Raw genomic sequence first — 14,508 nt, 5'->3', positions numbered from 1 at the left:
CTCAGACGTAGCGCTCCAGGATGGAGGACTCCGCGAGCCGGGAGAGCCCCTCGCGGACGCTGCGCGCCCGGGACTCGCCGACGCCCCCCACGGCCTGGAGGTCGTCGATGCTGGCGGCCAGCAGCTTCTGCAGCCCGCCGAAGTGGTTGACCAGCCGATCGACGACGGTCGCGGGCAGGCGGGGCACCTTGGCCAGCAGACGGAACCCGCGCGGGCTGACCGGGCTGTCGAGCGTCTCGTCCTCGCTGTGGCCCAGCACGTGAGCGACCGTCGCGAGGTTGAGCAGCTCCTCGCTCGAGAGCGCGTCGAGATCGTGCATGGCCTCGGTGAGGCGCCGGTGACGGCGGCCAGCGGGGGTCGGGAGGTAGTCGCGCACGACCAGCTCACGCTCCGAGTCGACGCCCGCCACCAGCTCGTCGAGCTGCAGTGACAGGAGCCTGCCGTCGGTGCCGAGCTCGACCACGTAGCCCTTGATCTCGTCGGAGATGCGCCTGACCATCTCCAGCCGCTGGGCGACGGCGGCCACGTCACGGACCGTCACCAGGTCCTCGATCTCCAGGGCCGACAGCGTGCCGGAGACCTCGTCGAGGCGGTGCTTGTAGCGTTCGAGCGTGGCCAGGGCCTGGTTGGCCTTGGACAGGATGGCCGCCGACTCCTCCAGCACGTAGCGGATGCCGTCGAGGTAGAGGGCGATGATCCGCATCGATTTGCTGATCGCGATGATCGGCAGTCCGGTCTGGCGGGCGACCCGCTGCGCGGTGCGGTGGCGGGTGCCCGACTCGTCGGTGGGGATGCCCGGGTCCGGCACCAGGTGCACGGCGGCGCGGACGATCCGCTGGCCGTCGCCGACCACGATCGCGCCGTCCATCTTGGCCAGCTCGCGCAGGCGCGTGGCGGAGAACTCGACATCGAGCTCGAACCCGCCGCTGGACACCTCTTCGACCACGCTGTTGTAGCCGAGCACGATCAGGCCGCCGGTCTGACCGCGCAGGATCCGCTCCAGGCCGTCGCGTAGCGGTGTGCCCGGGGCCACGGAGGCCAGGGCTTCGCGACGGCGGTCGTCGAGACTCCTGTCGTTTGGCACCTGACCCCCGTGTCGAAATAGTCAGGTCAAGCTTAGCCGCGCTATGTGACGTGTGTGAGTGCGTCCCAGACGTTCTCCACCTCTACCACCTCGAAGCCGGCCGCGAACGCCACCGGCCCCACGGGCACCAGGGAACGCTGTCCGTCACGCCGGCTGCCGCCCTGGTCGAGGGATCCGGCGGGCACCAGCCCGCGTTTGAACCCCAGCCGCGCGGCCTCACTCAGCCGTCGCCGCACGTCCTTCACCGGGCGCAACTCGCCCGCCAGCCCCACCTCGCCCATGGCCACCAGACCGGCCGGCAGCGGCTTGTCGCCCGCCGCGCTGGCCACCGCCAGCATCACCGACAGGTCGATGGCCGGGTCGGACAGCTTGATGCCGCCCACGGTCGCGGTGAACACGTCGCAGCCGCCCAGCTTGGCGTTGAGCCGGCGTTCGAGGACGGCGAGGATCATCTGCACCCGGAAGGTGTCGAGGCCCGAGGAGGTGCGCCGGGGCTGCTGCGCCTCGGTGCGGGCGACCAGGGCCTGGACCTCGGCGGGCAGCGGTCGGGTGCCCTCGACCGTGACGGTCACACAGGTGCCCGGCACCGGCTCGCTGCGCCGCGAGACGAACAGCCCGCTCGGGTCGGTGATGCCCTCGATGCCGCGCTCGTGCAGGTCGAAGCAGCCGACCTCCTCCGTGGGGCCGTACCTGTTCTTGATCGCGCGGACCATCCGCAGCCGGGAGTGGCGGTCGCCCTCGAAGCTGAGCACGACGTCCACCAGGTGCTCCAGGGTGCGCGGCCCGGCGATCGAGCCTTCCTTGGTGACGTGGCCGACGAGCACGGTGGCCATGTTGCGCTCCTTGGCCAGCCGGACCAGATTGGCGGCCACCTCCCGCACCTGCGTCACCCCGCCCGGCACGCCGGTGGTCTGCGCGGAGCCGACCGTCTGCACCGAGTCGACGACGAGCATTTTGGGCTGGACCTTGTCGACATGCGCGACCAGCGCCGACAGCTCGGTCTCCGCCGCGAGGTAGAGGTGGTCGCGGATGGCGCCGATGCGGTCGGCCCGCAACCGCACCTGGGCCGCCGACTCCTCGCCCGTGATGTAAAGCACCGTGTCGCGCTCGGACATGCGGGCGGCCGCTTCGAGCAGCAGCGTCGACTTGCCGATGCCGGGCTCGCCGGCCAGCAGCACCACCGCCCCGGGCACCAGGCCGCCGCCGAGAACCCGGTCGAGCTCGCTCACCCCGGTCGTGCGCGCGGCTGCCGTCTCGGCCTTGACCTGGCCGATCGGCACCGCGGGCGCGGTCGTCGCGCCGGCCTGGACGACGTGCACCCCGGCGCGCGCGCCCTCCTCGTCGACCGTGCCCCAGGCCTGGCACTCGCCGCAGCGGCCCACCCACTTCGTGGTGCGCCACCCGCACTCGGCGCAGCGGTAACCGGGCTTCTGCGCAGACTTGACCATGCGGAGCAGGCTAGCGGCCCGCGCCGACAATCTTCACGAGGTACGGGCCAGAAGGCCTACTTCAGGCCCAGTTCGGCCTCGATCATGCGCTTGGGCTTGGCGCCGACGACCTGCTTGACCGGCGCCCCGTTCTCGAACAGCAGCATCGTGGGCAGCCCCATGACGCCATAGCGGGCCGAGATCTCAGGGTGTTCGTCGCTGTTGAGCTTGCCGATGGTCAGACCGTGCTCGGTCTCGATCTCCGCGAGTACGGGGGCGACCATGCGGCACGGCCCGCACCATTCGGCCCAGAAGTCGACCAGCACCGGCTTGTCGCTCTTGAGTACCTGCTCCTCGAAGTTGGCGGCGGTCAGCTCAATCATTTCTCTCCTTTAAGCACGCAACCAGGGCACGCCGCGCCGAGCTGGGCGGCGACTTCGGCGCGCCGGGTGAGCAGGACGCGGATCTCGTCGTCGATCTCGGCCAGCTTGCGCTGGTAGACCGCGACAGACTCGCGGCAGGAGCCGCCCGTACTGTGGCCGGAGCGCAGGCAGTCGACGAACGGCCGCGTGTCCTCCAGCGTGAACCCCACGGACAGCAGCGCCCGGATCTCGGACACCAGCTTGATGTCCTCCTCCGCGTAGTCGCGGTAGCCGTTGGACCCGCGTCTGGCCGTGAGCAGCCCATGCTGCTCGTAGTAGCGGAGTGATCGGGTGCTCACCCCGGTCCGTTCGGCCAGCTCTCCGATGCGCATGCCCCTACGCTAAACGTTGACACTGACGTCAATGTCAACCCCCCTAGAACGAGCGCCAGCGCAGCACGTTCGGGTAGGGCAGTTCCAGGCCGGGTGTCTCGGCGATCGCCTGCGCGGCCACCTCGGGCGTGAACTCGATGCGCAGCACGGCCTCCAGGTCGACCCGGCGGGAGAAGGTCATCCGCAGGTCGAGCTGCTGTCGCTGCCAGCCGTGGAGGTCCCAGAAGGCCTCCACCGCCTTGGCGGAGTAGGTGGGCACCGTGCGCTGGAACCAGCCGCCGAAGGCCCCGCGGGTGGCGTCCAGATCGATGACGAAGGCCGCGCCGCCCCGGCGTACCACCCGGGAGAGCTCGCGTAAGCCGGGCTCGCAGCCGGGGCCGAAGAAGTAGGCCCAGCGCGCCACCGCGACGTCCACGGACGCGTCGGGCAGCGGCAGGTCCTGTGCGGCGGCGGCGTGGACCTCGACGGAGGGCAGCCCGGCGCAGCGGCGGCGGGCGAGCGTGACCAGATCGCCGTGGGGCTCGACGCCGATCACCTTCGCCGCCTCGGCCGCGAACGCCGGCAGGTGGTAACCGGTGCCGCAGCCGATGTCGAGCACGGTGGCGCCGTTCCAGGAGCGCAGGGCGCGCATCGCCGCGTTGGCCGCTCCGTCAGGGTCGACGGCGCGATTCTCCAGCTCGTAGACCTGGGGGGTGTTCCAGATGTTGGGGCTGGGGATGGCGCCTTTGGCGATCCGTGGCATGGCCCAACCGTACGGGGCGCGCGCCAGAACGTCGTCACCGGCTTAGGCTGGCAGCGTGGCTGATGTCATCCGCGTGCCCAATGCGAAGATCGCATTGTCCACCGCCTCGGTATATCCGGAACGCACTCCCGACGCGTTCGAGCTGGCCGCGCGTCTTGGCTACGACGGGGTCGAGATCATGGTCGGCGCCGATCCCGTGAGCCAGGACATCGATGTGATCGAGCGGCTCTCCGAGCACTACGAAGTCCCCGTGCTGGCCATCCACGCGCCGTGTCTGCTCGTCACGCAGCGCGTCTGGGGCCGCGACCCCTGGGCCAAGCTGGTCAAGGCCCAGAAGGCGGCCGAACGGCTGGGCGCCTCGACGGTCGTGGTGCACCCACCGTTCCGCTGGCAGCGCGAGTACGCGCGCGACTTCGAGACCGGCCTGGCCAGGATGCGTGACGAGACCGGCGTCACGTTCGCGGTGGAGAACATGTTCCCGCTCAAGGCCAGAAACAACGACGTGGTCCCCTACTCGCCCAGCTGGGACCCGACCGACTACGACTTCCCGCACGTCACGCTCGACCTGTCGCATACGGCCGTCTCGGGCACCGACGCCATGGAGATGGCCGCCAAGCTCGGTGACCGGCTCGCCCACCTGCACCTGGCCGACGGCCTCGGCGTGACGAACAAGGACGAGCACCTCGTACCCGGCAGGGGCAACCAGCCGTGCGCGCCCATGCTGGAACGGCTGGCCAACTCCGGCTACGGCGGGCTGGTCGTGCTGGAGATCAACACCCGCAAGGCGGCCAGCCGTACGGAGCGGATCGACGACCTGGCGGAGGCGCTCGCCTTCGCCCGCCTCTACCTGGCGGCGGCCAGATGAGCGTGGGACCGATGAGGGAGCTCGGCAGGGTGTTCGACAGCGTCGCCGACGCCTACGACGCGGGCCGGCCGACGTACCCCGACGAGATGTACCACGCGCTGTCGGAAGTGTCCGGCATCCAGCTCGCCGGCGCGACGGCGGTCGACGTGGGCGCCGGCACCGGCATCCTGACGCGTGCCCTGCGCGCCCGCGGCTCGCGGGTGATCGCGGTGGACGCGGGCTCGGAGATGCTCGCCCGCCTGCTCTCGAAGGCCACGGACGACGGCATCGCCGCACTGCTCGCGGACGGCAACGCCCTGCCGCTGACCGACGGGGTGGCCGACCTGGTGACGTACGCCCAGTCCTGGCACTGGCTCGACCCGGTGGTCTCGATCTCCGAGGCCAGGCGGGTGCTGCGGCCCGACGGGGCCATCGTGGGCTGCTGGAACCTGGCCCACGCCGCCGAGGCCGACTGGCTGGCCGCCCATGAGGCCCGGCTGGCGGCGGAGTGCCCGACCTACTGGGGCCCGGCGCTGGCGGAGTGGTCCGTGCCGCCCATCGCCGCCGCCATGGAGGTGGTCGAGGAGCGCTGGATCGCCTGGACCAGGCTGGTCGGCATCGAGGACTTCCTGCTCAACCTGCGTTCGCATTCCTACATGGCGGCGCTGTCTCCCGAGGCCGCCGACGATCTCGTCGCACGGCAGCGGGTGGAGCTCAGGAAGGTCTTCCCCGAGGGGGTCCTGTACGTGCCCATGCGGGTCTACCTGGCGGTGGGCAGGTGACGAACACGCGCCGTCCGGGGCGCCGGCCGGGCTCGGCGGACACGCGGGGTGAGATCCTCGCCGCGGCTCGTCGTGTCTTCGCCGAGAAGGGCTTCGACAAGGCGACGGTACGCGGCATCGCCAGGGAGGCGAACGTCGATCCCGCCCTGGTGCACCACTACTTCGACACCAAGGAGGGCATGTTCGCGGCGGCGATGCGGCTGCCGGTCACCCCTGACCAGATCGTGCCGCTGCTGCTCGAAGGGCCCCGCGAGGAGATCGGGGAGCGGCTCGTCCGGCTGATCCTGTCGGTGACGGGCGCGCCCGAGACGCGCGAGCCGATGGTCGCGCTGATCCGGTCGGCCATGACGAACGAGCAGGCCGAGAAGATGTTCCGGGAGTTCGTCACGAACGCCCTGCTCTACCGGGTCGCCGACCGGCTCGAGGTGCCGCACCTGCGGATCGAGGCCGCCTTCGCGCAGATGTTCGGCATCGTCATGGGCCGTTACGTGCTCAGGCTGGAGCCGCTGGCGAGCGCCGATCCCGAAGATCTGGTCCAACTGCTGGGGCCGACGGTACAGCGCTACTTGACGGGGTAGAGCATTGTTCTGGACGCACCGCCGACCGTAAGGTTACTAGTCGGTAGGATTCCGGTAGTGCCTGGCCGGTGACGTGACCGTACGCTGGCAGCCAACATCGTCAGTGGGAGGACCCGTGCTCTGGGTGGCCATCATCGGGCTCATCATGACCGTCGCGGCGGTCGCCGTAGCGGGCCGCAGGACGTTGTTCCTGTTCAAGCTCGCGACCGTGGGTCCGCCCGCGCCCGAACGCATCGAATACGCGAAGACGCACGCGGGCACTGAGCTCAAGACGCAACTCGTCGAGGTGTTCGGGCAGAAGAAACTGCTCAAGTGGACACCGTCCGGCACCGCGCACTTCTTCGTGATGTGGGCGTTCTTCATCCTGCTGACCGTCTACATCGAGGCGTACGGCGCCATCGTCCAGGGCGCGATCACTGGTGAGCCCGACTTCCACATCCCGCTCATCGGCACCTGGGCGGTGCTCGGTTTCCTGCAGGACTTCATCGCGGTGGCCTGCCTGCTCGGCCTGCTCGCCTTCGCCGTCATCCGGATCAAGAACTCACCCAAGACGCTCGGCCGTAAGTCCCGCTTCTCCGGCTCCCACCTCGGCGGCGCCTGGCTCGTCCTGTTCATGATCTTCAACATCATCTGGACGCTCTTCCTGGCCCGTGGCGCGGCGGCGGCCAACGGCAACTTCCCCTACTCGTCGGGCGCCTTCGTGTCGCTGGCCCTGGGCAAGATCCTTCCCGCCAGCTCGGTGCTGGAGGAGATCGCGCTGCTGCTGCACATCGGCTTCATGCTGGTGTTCCTGGTCATCGTGGTCCACAGCAAGCACCTGCACATCTTCACCGCGCCGCTGAACGTGCTCTTCTCCCGCCGCCCCGATGGCCTGGGCGCCGCGTCCGAGCTGCGCGTCGACGGCAAGCTCGTCGACTTCGAGGACGAGGACCTGGACCCCGAGCGGCTCGGCCGGGGCAAGATCGGCGACACCACCTGGAAGGGCTTCCTCGACTTCTACAGCTGCACCGAGTGCGGCCGCTGCCAGTCGCAGTGCCCCGCGTGGAACACCGACAAGCCGCTGTCGCCGAAGATGCTCATCCTCGACCAGCGTGACCACGCCTTCAAGGTGGCCCCCTACCTGATGGCCGCCTCCACCGAGCACGCGGACACCGACGTGCTCGCGCTGCTCAACAAGCCGCTGGTCGGCGAGGAGGGCGTGATCCACCCGGACGTCCTGTGGTCCTGTACGAACTGCGGCGCCTGCGTCGAGCAGTGCCCGGTCGACATCGAGCACATCGACCACATCCTCGACATGCGCCGCTACCAGGTGATGGTGGAGTCGTCGTTCCCGTCGGAGGCGGGAGTGATGGTCAAGAACCTGGAGAACAAGGGCAACCCGTGGGGCATGTCCGAGATGAAGCGCGCGGACTGGATCTCCGAGCTCGACTTCGAGGTCGAGCTGGTCGAGGACAAGATGCCCGAGGACGCCGAATACCTCTTCTGGGTCGGCTGCGCGGGCGCGCTCGAAGACCGGGCCAAGAAGACCACCAAGGCCGTCGCCGAGCTGCTGCACATCGCGGGCGTGAAGTTCGCCGTGCTCGGCCCGATGGAGGCGTGCACGGGTGACCCGGCCCGCCGTCTGGGCATGGAATACCTGTTCAACATGCTCGCCCAGCAGAACATCGAGACGCTGAACGAGGCGGGCGTCAAGAAGATCGTCGCCACCTGCCCCCACTGCTTCAACACGCTGGCCAACGAGTATCCGCAGCTCGGCGGCACCTACGAGGTCGTACACCACACGCAGCTGCTGGCCAAGCTGGTCGACGAGGGACTGCTCACCCCGATCACGCCGATCGAGGAGAAGATCACCTACCACGACCCGTGCTTCCTCGGCCGCCACAACAAGGTCTACTCGCAGCCCCGCGACATCATGTCGAAGGTGCCCGGCGTGCAGACGCAGGAGATGCACCGGCACAAGGACCGCGGTTTCTGCTGCGGGGCCGGCGGCGCCCGGATGTGGATGGAAGAACGCATCGGCAAGCGCATCAACACCGAGCGCGTCGACGAGGCCCTGACCACCAATCCTGACACTGTCTCCACGGCCTGCCCGTTCTGCATGGTGATGCTCGGCGACGCCATCAACGAGAAGAAGAACAGCGGCCAGGCGAAGGAGTCGTTGGAGGTCGTGGACGTGGCCCAGCTCCTGATCAAATCTGTCAAAACCGGCTCCTGACGGGGCAAAGTCGGACTCCTCTACAGCGCTTGTAGAGGAGTTCCGCACGTCAGAAGGGCCGAGTAGAGGAAAACTGCCATCCACATAACGGGAAAATCACGGTAACCTCAACGTCGCATGGCTTCATTCGACGGGGAGGGGGCTCGTGATGCGCGTCGTCGTCACAGACGCGGAAGTCACGCTCGCCGACGTGCTCTCCCTGCGACTCGCGATCGAGGAGCCGCTGAGGGAAGGCACGGAGCTCGTGCTCAGGCACCGGACGACGGGGGTCGAGCGTGACGTGCTGCTCGGCACGCCGGGCGCCAGGACGCGAGAGGCCAGCCTGGCGGTGTCGCTGGCGCCGCTGATGCTCAGCCCCGGCCGCTGGGACGCCTATCTGCGCCGCGACGGCAAACGTTCGCGGCTGCGCAGCATCGACCCGGGCTTCTCGCTCGACCACCTCGACGCCTACGCCCTGTGCAAGCGGACCCTCGCCTATCGCTCCTATCGCACGCGCAACGGTTTCCTGGCGCTGAAGATAGCCGACGCCGAGCCGGCGGCGGAGGTGCGCTCGATCTGGTTCAGGGAGGGCCGGTTCGAGGTGATGGGTCTGCTCGCCTACACCGGCCTCGATGACGACGACTCGCGTCACGAGGCCAGGCTGGCGCTCCAGCGTGAGCAGCCCACCGGGACGACCATCCGCACGGTGGCCACCGTGCAGGGGGTGCGCTTCCACGCCGCGTTCTCCTTGGTCGACGTGGTCGAGGCCGATCCGGAGTCCTCGGGCGTCTGGGAGCCGTCGCTGGAGGTCGAGGGCGTGCCGACGCCCATGATGCTGGGTGCCCGACTCGACGACATAGACGGCAAGCGCCGCCGGCTGCACTACCCGTCAGCCAGGGTCGACGGGGTGGCCGTCCGTCCCGCCTACACCGCCGACGACGAGCTGCGGATCGAGGTGGGCAGGTGAAGGTCAGCATCTTCGTCTCGTCCGCGTACGCCATGCGTGGCGACATACGCTCCACCCTCAACCTCGCCACCGCCCTCGCCGACCGCCATGACGTCGAGGTGATCAGCCTCCGGCGGCAGAAGGACAAGCCCTTCTTCCCCGTGGGCCCGAAGGTGGCCATGCGCTCCGTGGTCGATCTCCGGCCCGGGGTCAGGCACCTGTTGCCGAGGGGGCAGGTACGCACCGAGGTGGCGCTGTGGCGGGTGCTGCGCAACCTCAAGACCGACGTCCTCATCACCACCAGGCCGGGGTTGAGCGTCCAGGCGGCCAGGCACGCGCCACGGGAGACGCTCAAGCTCGCCAGGGAGTGGGCGCGGCCGGCGATACTCGGGCCCGTCCAGCGCTTCTATCCGCGGCTCGACGCCGTCGTCACGGCCACCGACAGCGCGCAGGAGGAGTGGCGCGAGCTGCTGGGCGAGGGGGCGCCCGTACATGTCGTGCCGGACGCGCTGCCCGGCGGGCCGTGGCCGCGCTCGCGGATGGACAACCGCATCGTCGCGGCGGGCGGCAGGTGGGAGCCCATCAAGGCGTACGACAGGCTGATCAGGGCGTTCGCCACCGTCGCCGACAAGCGGCCGGACTGGCGGCTGCGACTGTACGGCGGGGGCCCAGAGGAGCGGCGGCTGCGTGCTCTCGTCCGGGAGCTCGACCTGCACAACCACGTCTACTTCATGGGCGTCACCCCGGACCTGGCGGGGGAGTTCGCCAAGGCGTCGATCGTGGCCAACACCTCGACCACCGCCGATCTGGGCATGTCCGTGCTGGAGGCCATGGGCTGCGGGGTGCCGGTGGTGGCCTTCGACGGCGCCAGGGGGCCGAACGAGTTCGTGGCCACCGGTTACAACGGGGTGCTGGTGCCGGAGGGCGACGGCGGGCTGGAGCTGTTCGCGGCCGCGCTGCTCGCGCTGATCGACGACGAGCGCCGGCGCCGCTCGCTGGCCGCGGGCGCGCTGGAGACGGCCATCCGGCACGAGGCGGCCGAAGTGGGCGAGCAGTGGGAGAAGCTGCTCGGCGACCTCCGCTGATTGATACGGGTTACGGGTACCGTAGGAGCATGCATGGGTACAGCGGAGACAAGCAGGCGTATCTGACGCGGCTCAGGCGGATCGAGGGGCAGATCAGGGGTCTGCAGCGGATGGTCGACGACGACGCCTACTGCATCGACGTGCTGACCCAGGTGTCCGCGGCGACGCGGGCGCTGCAGGCGGTGGCTCTCGGGCTGCTTGAGGAGCACATCTCGCACTGCGTGGCCGATGCCATCAACACCGGCGGGCCCGAGGCGGAGGCGAAGGTCAAAGAAGCGTCGGCGGCGATCGCGCGTCTCGTCCGTTCGTAGGAGCGTCTCGTCCGTTCGTAGGAGATGGCGCGCGCAGTTAACTAGTTATGTTGTGCGGTAGTGAACCATCCGCGGAAACCACCGTCCCGGACCCCGATGGGATCCGGGACTAGGTCATTAGTGATGGTCTTCAGCGACTCGCCGAAGTCCGCAATCCGAGCGCGTCGTCGAGCTCGTCCAAGGTCAGCCGCCGCTCACTGATAGCGACGGCGGTGAGCACCTCAGCGTAGAGCGCAATCTCGTCCAACGCGACACGGTCGTGGACCCGAGAGTCCAGGTCATCGTGCCCCACCGCGTCGTCCTTCCTTCCGCAGCCCACACCCTCTACGAGGTTACGGCGGGGGCCCTTCGGGCGACATGGCCCATCGGAGTCATTCCTTTGAACGCCACCTGGGCCCCATGGGGATCATTTCCCGAATCCGAGATCACAATTCAGCTAATGGTGCGTTGCCTCAAGTGTTAGAAGGCTATAGGCGGGGTTAGGGTGAAATAGCGGTATTAGTGGTTTAGGAGTGCATGTCGTCGCGTTCGGGGATCAAGCGATGGACCAGCGCCGCCGCTCCCGCGAACCCGCGCTCCGGCACCCGCGCCCCCGTAAGCCGCCCCCACGCCAGCCCGACGGCGTACGCGGCCCCCAGCACGGCCGCCGCTGCCGCCCGATCGGGCGGCTCGACACCGGATCCTGACGCCCGCGCCTCCTCTTGCACAGACGCCGCCCTCCCCGCCCCCGGCACGCCATGAGCGCCCGTCCCCGGCACCGAGTGAGCGCCTGTCTCCGGCATGGCGTGAGCGCCGGTTTCCGGCACGGCAAAGGCGCCCGGCTGTCGTGCGCCGTGGGTGCCCGTTCCCGGCGTGACGTAAGCGCCTGTTCCTGGTACGGCGTGAGCGCCGGTTTCCGGCAAGGCGTAGGCGCCGGTTTCCGGCATGGCGTAGGCGCCTGTTCCTGGTACGGCGTGAGCGCCCGTCTCCGGCATGGCGTAGGCGCCTGTTTCCGGCATGGCGTGAACACCGACCCCGGTCCATGAAGAGGGCACCGCGTAGGCGCCCGTCTCCGGTGGGTCGGAGCGCCATGGGTAGGGCGGGGGCGTCTGCGCGGGGAAGCCCTCCGGTTGGGTGGTCTCCGCCGCGGAGGTGCTCGTCAGCCCGGCCCTGGCGAGCTCGTCGTACGCCCGCCGCAAACGGTGGTCCAGGTAACCGGGAAGCAGCCCCCGCGAGTCGGAGAGGTCCGCCAGGAAGGCGGCCGCCGCCCGGGCCGGCTCGGTGGTGAAGTCCAGCGCCTCGACCAGGTCGTACACGGTGTGGCGGAAGTGCGCCTCGGGGTCGGTCTCCACCAGCACCCCCCGGCCCAGCCGCTCCGGCAGCCGGTCGAGCCACGCCTGTCGTACCGTGTGGTCGTCGCGCAGGGCCGCGCGGTCGTCCAGGTGGGGCTGTCTCAGCGTGGGCTCCACCATCGTGAGCAGCGCCAGCGCGCGCGGCCTGAACCGGGGGTCCGAGAGCAGGATCTGGGCCGTGTCGGCCATCATCGCGGCCAGCCGGAGCGCGGCTCGGGAGTGGCCGGCACGCAGCCGCTCGGAGACGAGCGTGACGAGGTCGAGCAGCGGTGGCGCGGGCAGCCAGCGCACCCACTCGTCACCGGGGAGCGGCCGCCGCAGATATTCGCCGAAGGCCGTGATGAGCCGCTCGTTGCCGTCGAAGGCGGGCGCGTACGCGCACCACATGATCGTCCCCCAGATCGCGGCGACCGTGCTCGGCACGTCTCTGGCGAAGATCTGGTCGAAGGCGCTCATCGGGTAGTCGCGCTCGGACCGGCGTTCCTCGCCCCGCAGCAGCAGCCGGATCCGATCGGTGAGCGCGTGGGGCACGTCAGGGCCGACGAACGCCTGGGTGGAGCCGGGCTCGGCGGCGAAGTCGGGCCCGCGCGGTATCACCCGGGTGGGCAGCACCGCGGCGGGGTGCCCCGCGTTGCGGGTGAGAGCGCCTCTGGGCGGTGGTGAGGCGTGCCAGCGGCCGTCGGCGGGGTCGTGCAGATACCAGCGCGCGTGCGCCCCGAACAGCCATCTGTCGCCCTCGGGTGTCACCAGGGCTCTGGCCGCGATCACCTGGGCGCGTACGGGCACGGGAAGCCCCTGCCAGCGCGGGTCCGCGACCATCGCGCGGACGTCCGCCTCGACGGCGGTGAACGCATTCCAGGGGCGCACGGCGGCCATCGTACTGGTCCGATCTCAATCGACAAGAGGCTCTACACGGCAGAATGTCCACTATGAGGGCAACATGGGTAGGGGTTCTGTCGGTCGTCGGCGTCCTCGCGGGGTGTGGGACGGTTACCTCGGCGCAACCTTCTCCCACCGGCCCCGGTGTCCTGACCCTGAAGGACGCCTTACCCCCCAAGCCCGGCGGAGAGGTGGGCTCGGCGTCGGACGAGTTCGCCGCCGCCACCGGTCTGTCGGTGTGGAGCAAGCTGAGCGAGACCGAAAAGGACCTCGATCGGATCGCCAAACTTGACGTGAACACGACCGCCAAGGGCTCGTTATACCTGGAGCCCAAGGTTTCCGCGTGGTTCGACGGCTTCCGCGGCCCGTTCGTCTACCAGGAACTCGCCGGGGACATCGTCATGCACGCGCGGCTCAAGGTCGAGGGCAAGAAGGGCGCCAAGCCCACGCGGAAGTTCTCGCTGGGCGGCCTGATGGCCAGGGTGCCCAATTCGTACGGGAAGGCGAACTGGATGTCGGTCACCACCGGCACGGCCGACGCGAGCGGCCGGCTGGAGATGACGTACACCAAGGACGGTAGTTCCGGGCCGCACGAGGTCACGATCAAGAGCGGCTGGGTGGAGCTCGTCCTGGCCAGGGTCGGGCGCCTCGCGGTGGCCCTGTACAAGGAGGACGGCGGCGCCTGGAAGGTCGGCGGGCGCTGGCCGTCGGAGCTGCCCGAGGTGCTGCAGTGGGGCATGACCGCCTACACCGACTGGGACAGCTACGGCGCGCTCAAGAAGGACCCCACCAAGGGCAATGCCAAACAGGTCAAAGGCACGCCCGACCTCAAGCTGACCGTCGACTTCGTCCGGTTTCTCCGGCCCGAGCTGCCCGACTACGCGGACCCGCTCAACACCGCGTCGGTGCCGGACGACGTCCTGATCAAAGTGGTGACGCCGTCCGGTGCCTGAGCGCCTTGGCCATGTAGTTGTCCGGCGTGCTCGCGAAGCTCGCCCGGTCGTCGTCGGTGAGCTCGCGCATGATCTTCCCCGGCACCCCGGCGACCAGCACCCCGGCCGGGATCTTCTTGCCCGGGCCGACCAGCGCGCCGGCCGCGACCAGAGTGCCCGCGCCGATGCGGGCGCCACCGAGCACGATCGCGCCGATGCCGATCAGCGCTCCGGACTCCACATGGGCGCCGTGCACCATGGCCTTGTGGCCGAGACTGACCCGGTGCTCCAAGATCGCCGGCTCGCCCGCGTCAGAATGGAGACAGCACAGATCCTGTACGTTGCACTCCTCGCCGATCTCTATTCGCTCGTCGTCACCCCGGAGAACGGAGCCGTACCAGATGCTGGACGCCCGGCCCACTCGCACCCTGCCCACCACGACGGCGCCTGGCGCGATGTACGCCTCGGGATGAATGTCCGGCTCTGCCCCGTTGTCCAATGCAGCGATGTACATCTGTCACATGGTAATTCCCGGCTCAGGTCTGGTGTTCCGGTTGCGGACGTGGGCAGATGGCAGGAAAGTCGATTCCTGACGTCTCGACGCCAGACCCTTACAAGC

The 14,508-nt window shown here is 69.3% G+C and carries 16 protein-coding genes; 8 read left to right on the top strand and 8 right to left on the bottom strand.

Translation table 11 applies throughout. The features are described from left to right. Position 1: 1 nt before the first annotated feature. From disA to AB0B91_RS18320, 5 genes are read right to left on the bottom strand one after another with little or no spacing between them, the layout of a single operon-like run. Positions 2-1,084 (bottom strand): DNA integrity scanning diadenylate cyclase DisA, encoded by a 1,083-nt coding sequence (disA, locus tag AB0B91_RS18340; RefSeq protein ID WP_358320461.1) that lies wholly within the window; start codon positions 1,082-1,084, stop codon positions 2-4. A gap of 41 nt (positions 1,085-1,125) precedes the next feature. Then, positions 1,126-2,532 (bottom strand): DNA repair protein RadA, encoded by a 1,407-nt coding sequence (gene radA, locus AB0B91_RS18335; RefSeq protein WP_358320459.1) that lies wholly within the window; start codon positions 2,530-2,532, stop codon positions 1,126-1,128. A 56-nt stretch (positions 2,533-2,588) separates the two neighbouring features. Next, entirely contained in the window at positions 2,589-2,894 is a 306-nt protein-coding gene (trxA, locus tag AB0B91_RS18330) for a thioredoxin (RefSeq protein WP_358320456.1), read from the bottom strand. Continuing rightward, positions 2,891-3,265 (bottom strand): MerR family transcriptional regulator, encoded by a 375-nt coding sequence (locus AB0B91_RS18325; protein WP_219532997.1) that lies wholly within the window; start codon positions 3,263-3,265, stop codon positions 2,891-2,893. The genes trxA and AB0B91_RS18325 overlap by 4 nt, the downstream gene beginning before the upstream one ends. A 43-nt stretch (positions 3,266-3,308) precedes the next feature. Next, positions 3,309-4,007: a class I SAM-dependent methyltransferase gene (locus AB0B91_RS18320; RefSeq protein ID WP_358320452.1), complete on the bottom strand. Its 699-nt coding sequence runs from the start codon at positions 4,005-4,007 to the stop codon at positions 3,309-3,311. 55 nt (positions 4,008-4,062) lie between these two features. On the opposite strand from AB0B91_RS18320, the gene AB0B91_RS18315 reads away from it, so the two are divergent. The 7 genes from AB0B91_RS18315 to AB0B91_RS18285 all read left to right on the top strand — a co-directional run bounded on the left by AB0B91_RS18315 (position 4,063) and on the right by AB0B91_RS18285 (position 10,747). Further along, positions 4,063-4,872 (top strand): sugar phosphate isomerase/epimerase, encoded by an 810-nt coding sequence (locus tag AB0B91_RS18315; RefSeq protein ID WP_358320448.1) that lies wholly within the window; start codon positions 4,063-4,065, stop codon positions 4,870-4,872. A gap of 11 nt (positions 4,873-4,883) precedes the next feature. Next, positions 4,884-5,633: a class I SAM-dependent methyltransferase gene (locus AB0B91_RS18310; protein ID WP_358320446.1), complete on the top strand. Its 750-nt coding sequence runs from the start codon at positions 4,884-4,886 to the stop codon at positions 5,631-5,633. After that, positions 5,630-6,211, top strand: coding sequence for a TetR family transcriptional regulator (locus AB0B91_RS18305; protein ID WP_358320443.1), 582 nt, complete (start codon positions 5,630-5,632; stop codon positions 6,209-6,211). The genes AB0B91_RS18310 and AB0B91_RS18305 overlap by 4 nt, the downstream gene beginning before the upstream one ends. A gap of 115 nt (positions 6,212-6,326) precedes the next feature. Then, a complete protein-coding gene (locus AB0B91_RS18300) occupies positions 6,327-8,426 on the top strand; it encodes a (Fe-S)-binding protein (protein WP_358320440.1) in 2,100 nt (699 codons plus the stop codon). A gap of 148 nt (positions 8,427-8,574) precedes the next feature. Next, positions 8,575-9,372 carry a hypothetical protein gene (locus AB0B91_RS18295; RefSeq protein ID WP_358320437.1) on the top strand — a complete coding sequence of 266 codons (798 nt, stop codon included), beginning with the start codon at positions 8,575-8,577 and terminating at the stop codon, positions 9,370-9,372. Further along, positions 9,369-10,436 carry a glycosyltransferase gene (locus tag AB0B91_RS18290; RefSeq protein WP_358320434.1) on the top strand — a complete coding sequence of 356 codons (1,068 nt, stop codon included), beginning with the start codon at positions 9,369-9,371 and terminating at the stop codon, positions 10,434-10,436. The genes AB0B91_RS18295 and AB0B91_RS18290 overlap by 4 nt, the downstream gene beginning before the upstream one ends. Before the next feature lie 29 nt (positions 10,437-10,465). Next, entirely contained in the window at positions 10,466-10,747 is a 282-nt protein-coding gene (locus AB0B91_RS18285; protein ID WP_080044376.1) for a metal-sensitive transcriptional regulator, read from the top strand. A gap of 130 nt (positions 10,748-10,877) precedes the next feature. On the opposite strand, the gene AB0B91_RS18280 is transcribed toward AB0B91_RS18285, so the two are convergent. After that, on the bottom strand, positions 10,878-11,039 hold the full coding sequence (locus AB0B91_RS18280; protein ID WP_175589978.1) for a hypothetical protein: 162 nt from the start codon (positions 11,037-11,039) through the stop codon (positions 10,878-10,880). 214 nt (positions 11,040-11,253) lie between these two features. Next, the gene (locus tag AB0B91_RS18275) at positions 11,254-12,945 is read right to left on the bottom strand and encodes a hypothetical protein (protein WP_358320432.1); all 1,692 of its coding nucleotides are present in this window, start codon (positions 12,943-12,945) and stop codon (positions 11,254-11,256) included. A 62-nt stretch (positions 12,946-13,007) separates the two neighbouring features. On the opposite strand from AB0B91_RS18275, the gene AB0B91_RS18270 reads away from it, so the two are divergent. After that, a complete protein-coding gene (locus tag AB0B91_RS18270) occupies positions 13,008-13,910 on the top strand; it encodes a hypothetical protein (RefSeq protein WP_358320429.1) in 903 nt (300 codons plus the stop codon). On the opposite strand, the gene AB0B91_RS18265 is transcribed toward AB0B91_RS18270, so the two are convergent. Beyond that, the gene (locus AB0B91_RS18265) at positions 13,882-14,403 is read right to left on the bottom strand and encodes a gamma carbonic anhydrase family protein (protein WP_358320426.1); all 522 of its coding nucleotides are present in this window, start codon (positions 14,401-14,403) and stop codon (positions 13,882-13,884) included. The two genes, AB0B91_RS18270 and AB0B91_RS18265, sit on opposite strands and share 29 nt — an antisense overlap. Positions 14,404-14,508 lie beyond the last annotated feature (105 nt).

The organism is Nonomuraea sp. NPDC049141 (assembly GCF_040648415.1).
Lineage (GTDB): Bacteria > Actinomycetota > Actinomycetes > Streptosporangiales > Streptosporangiaceae > Nonomuraea.
This window is presented reverse-complemented; position numbering and strand designations above follow the sequence as displayed.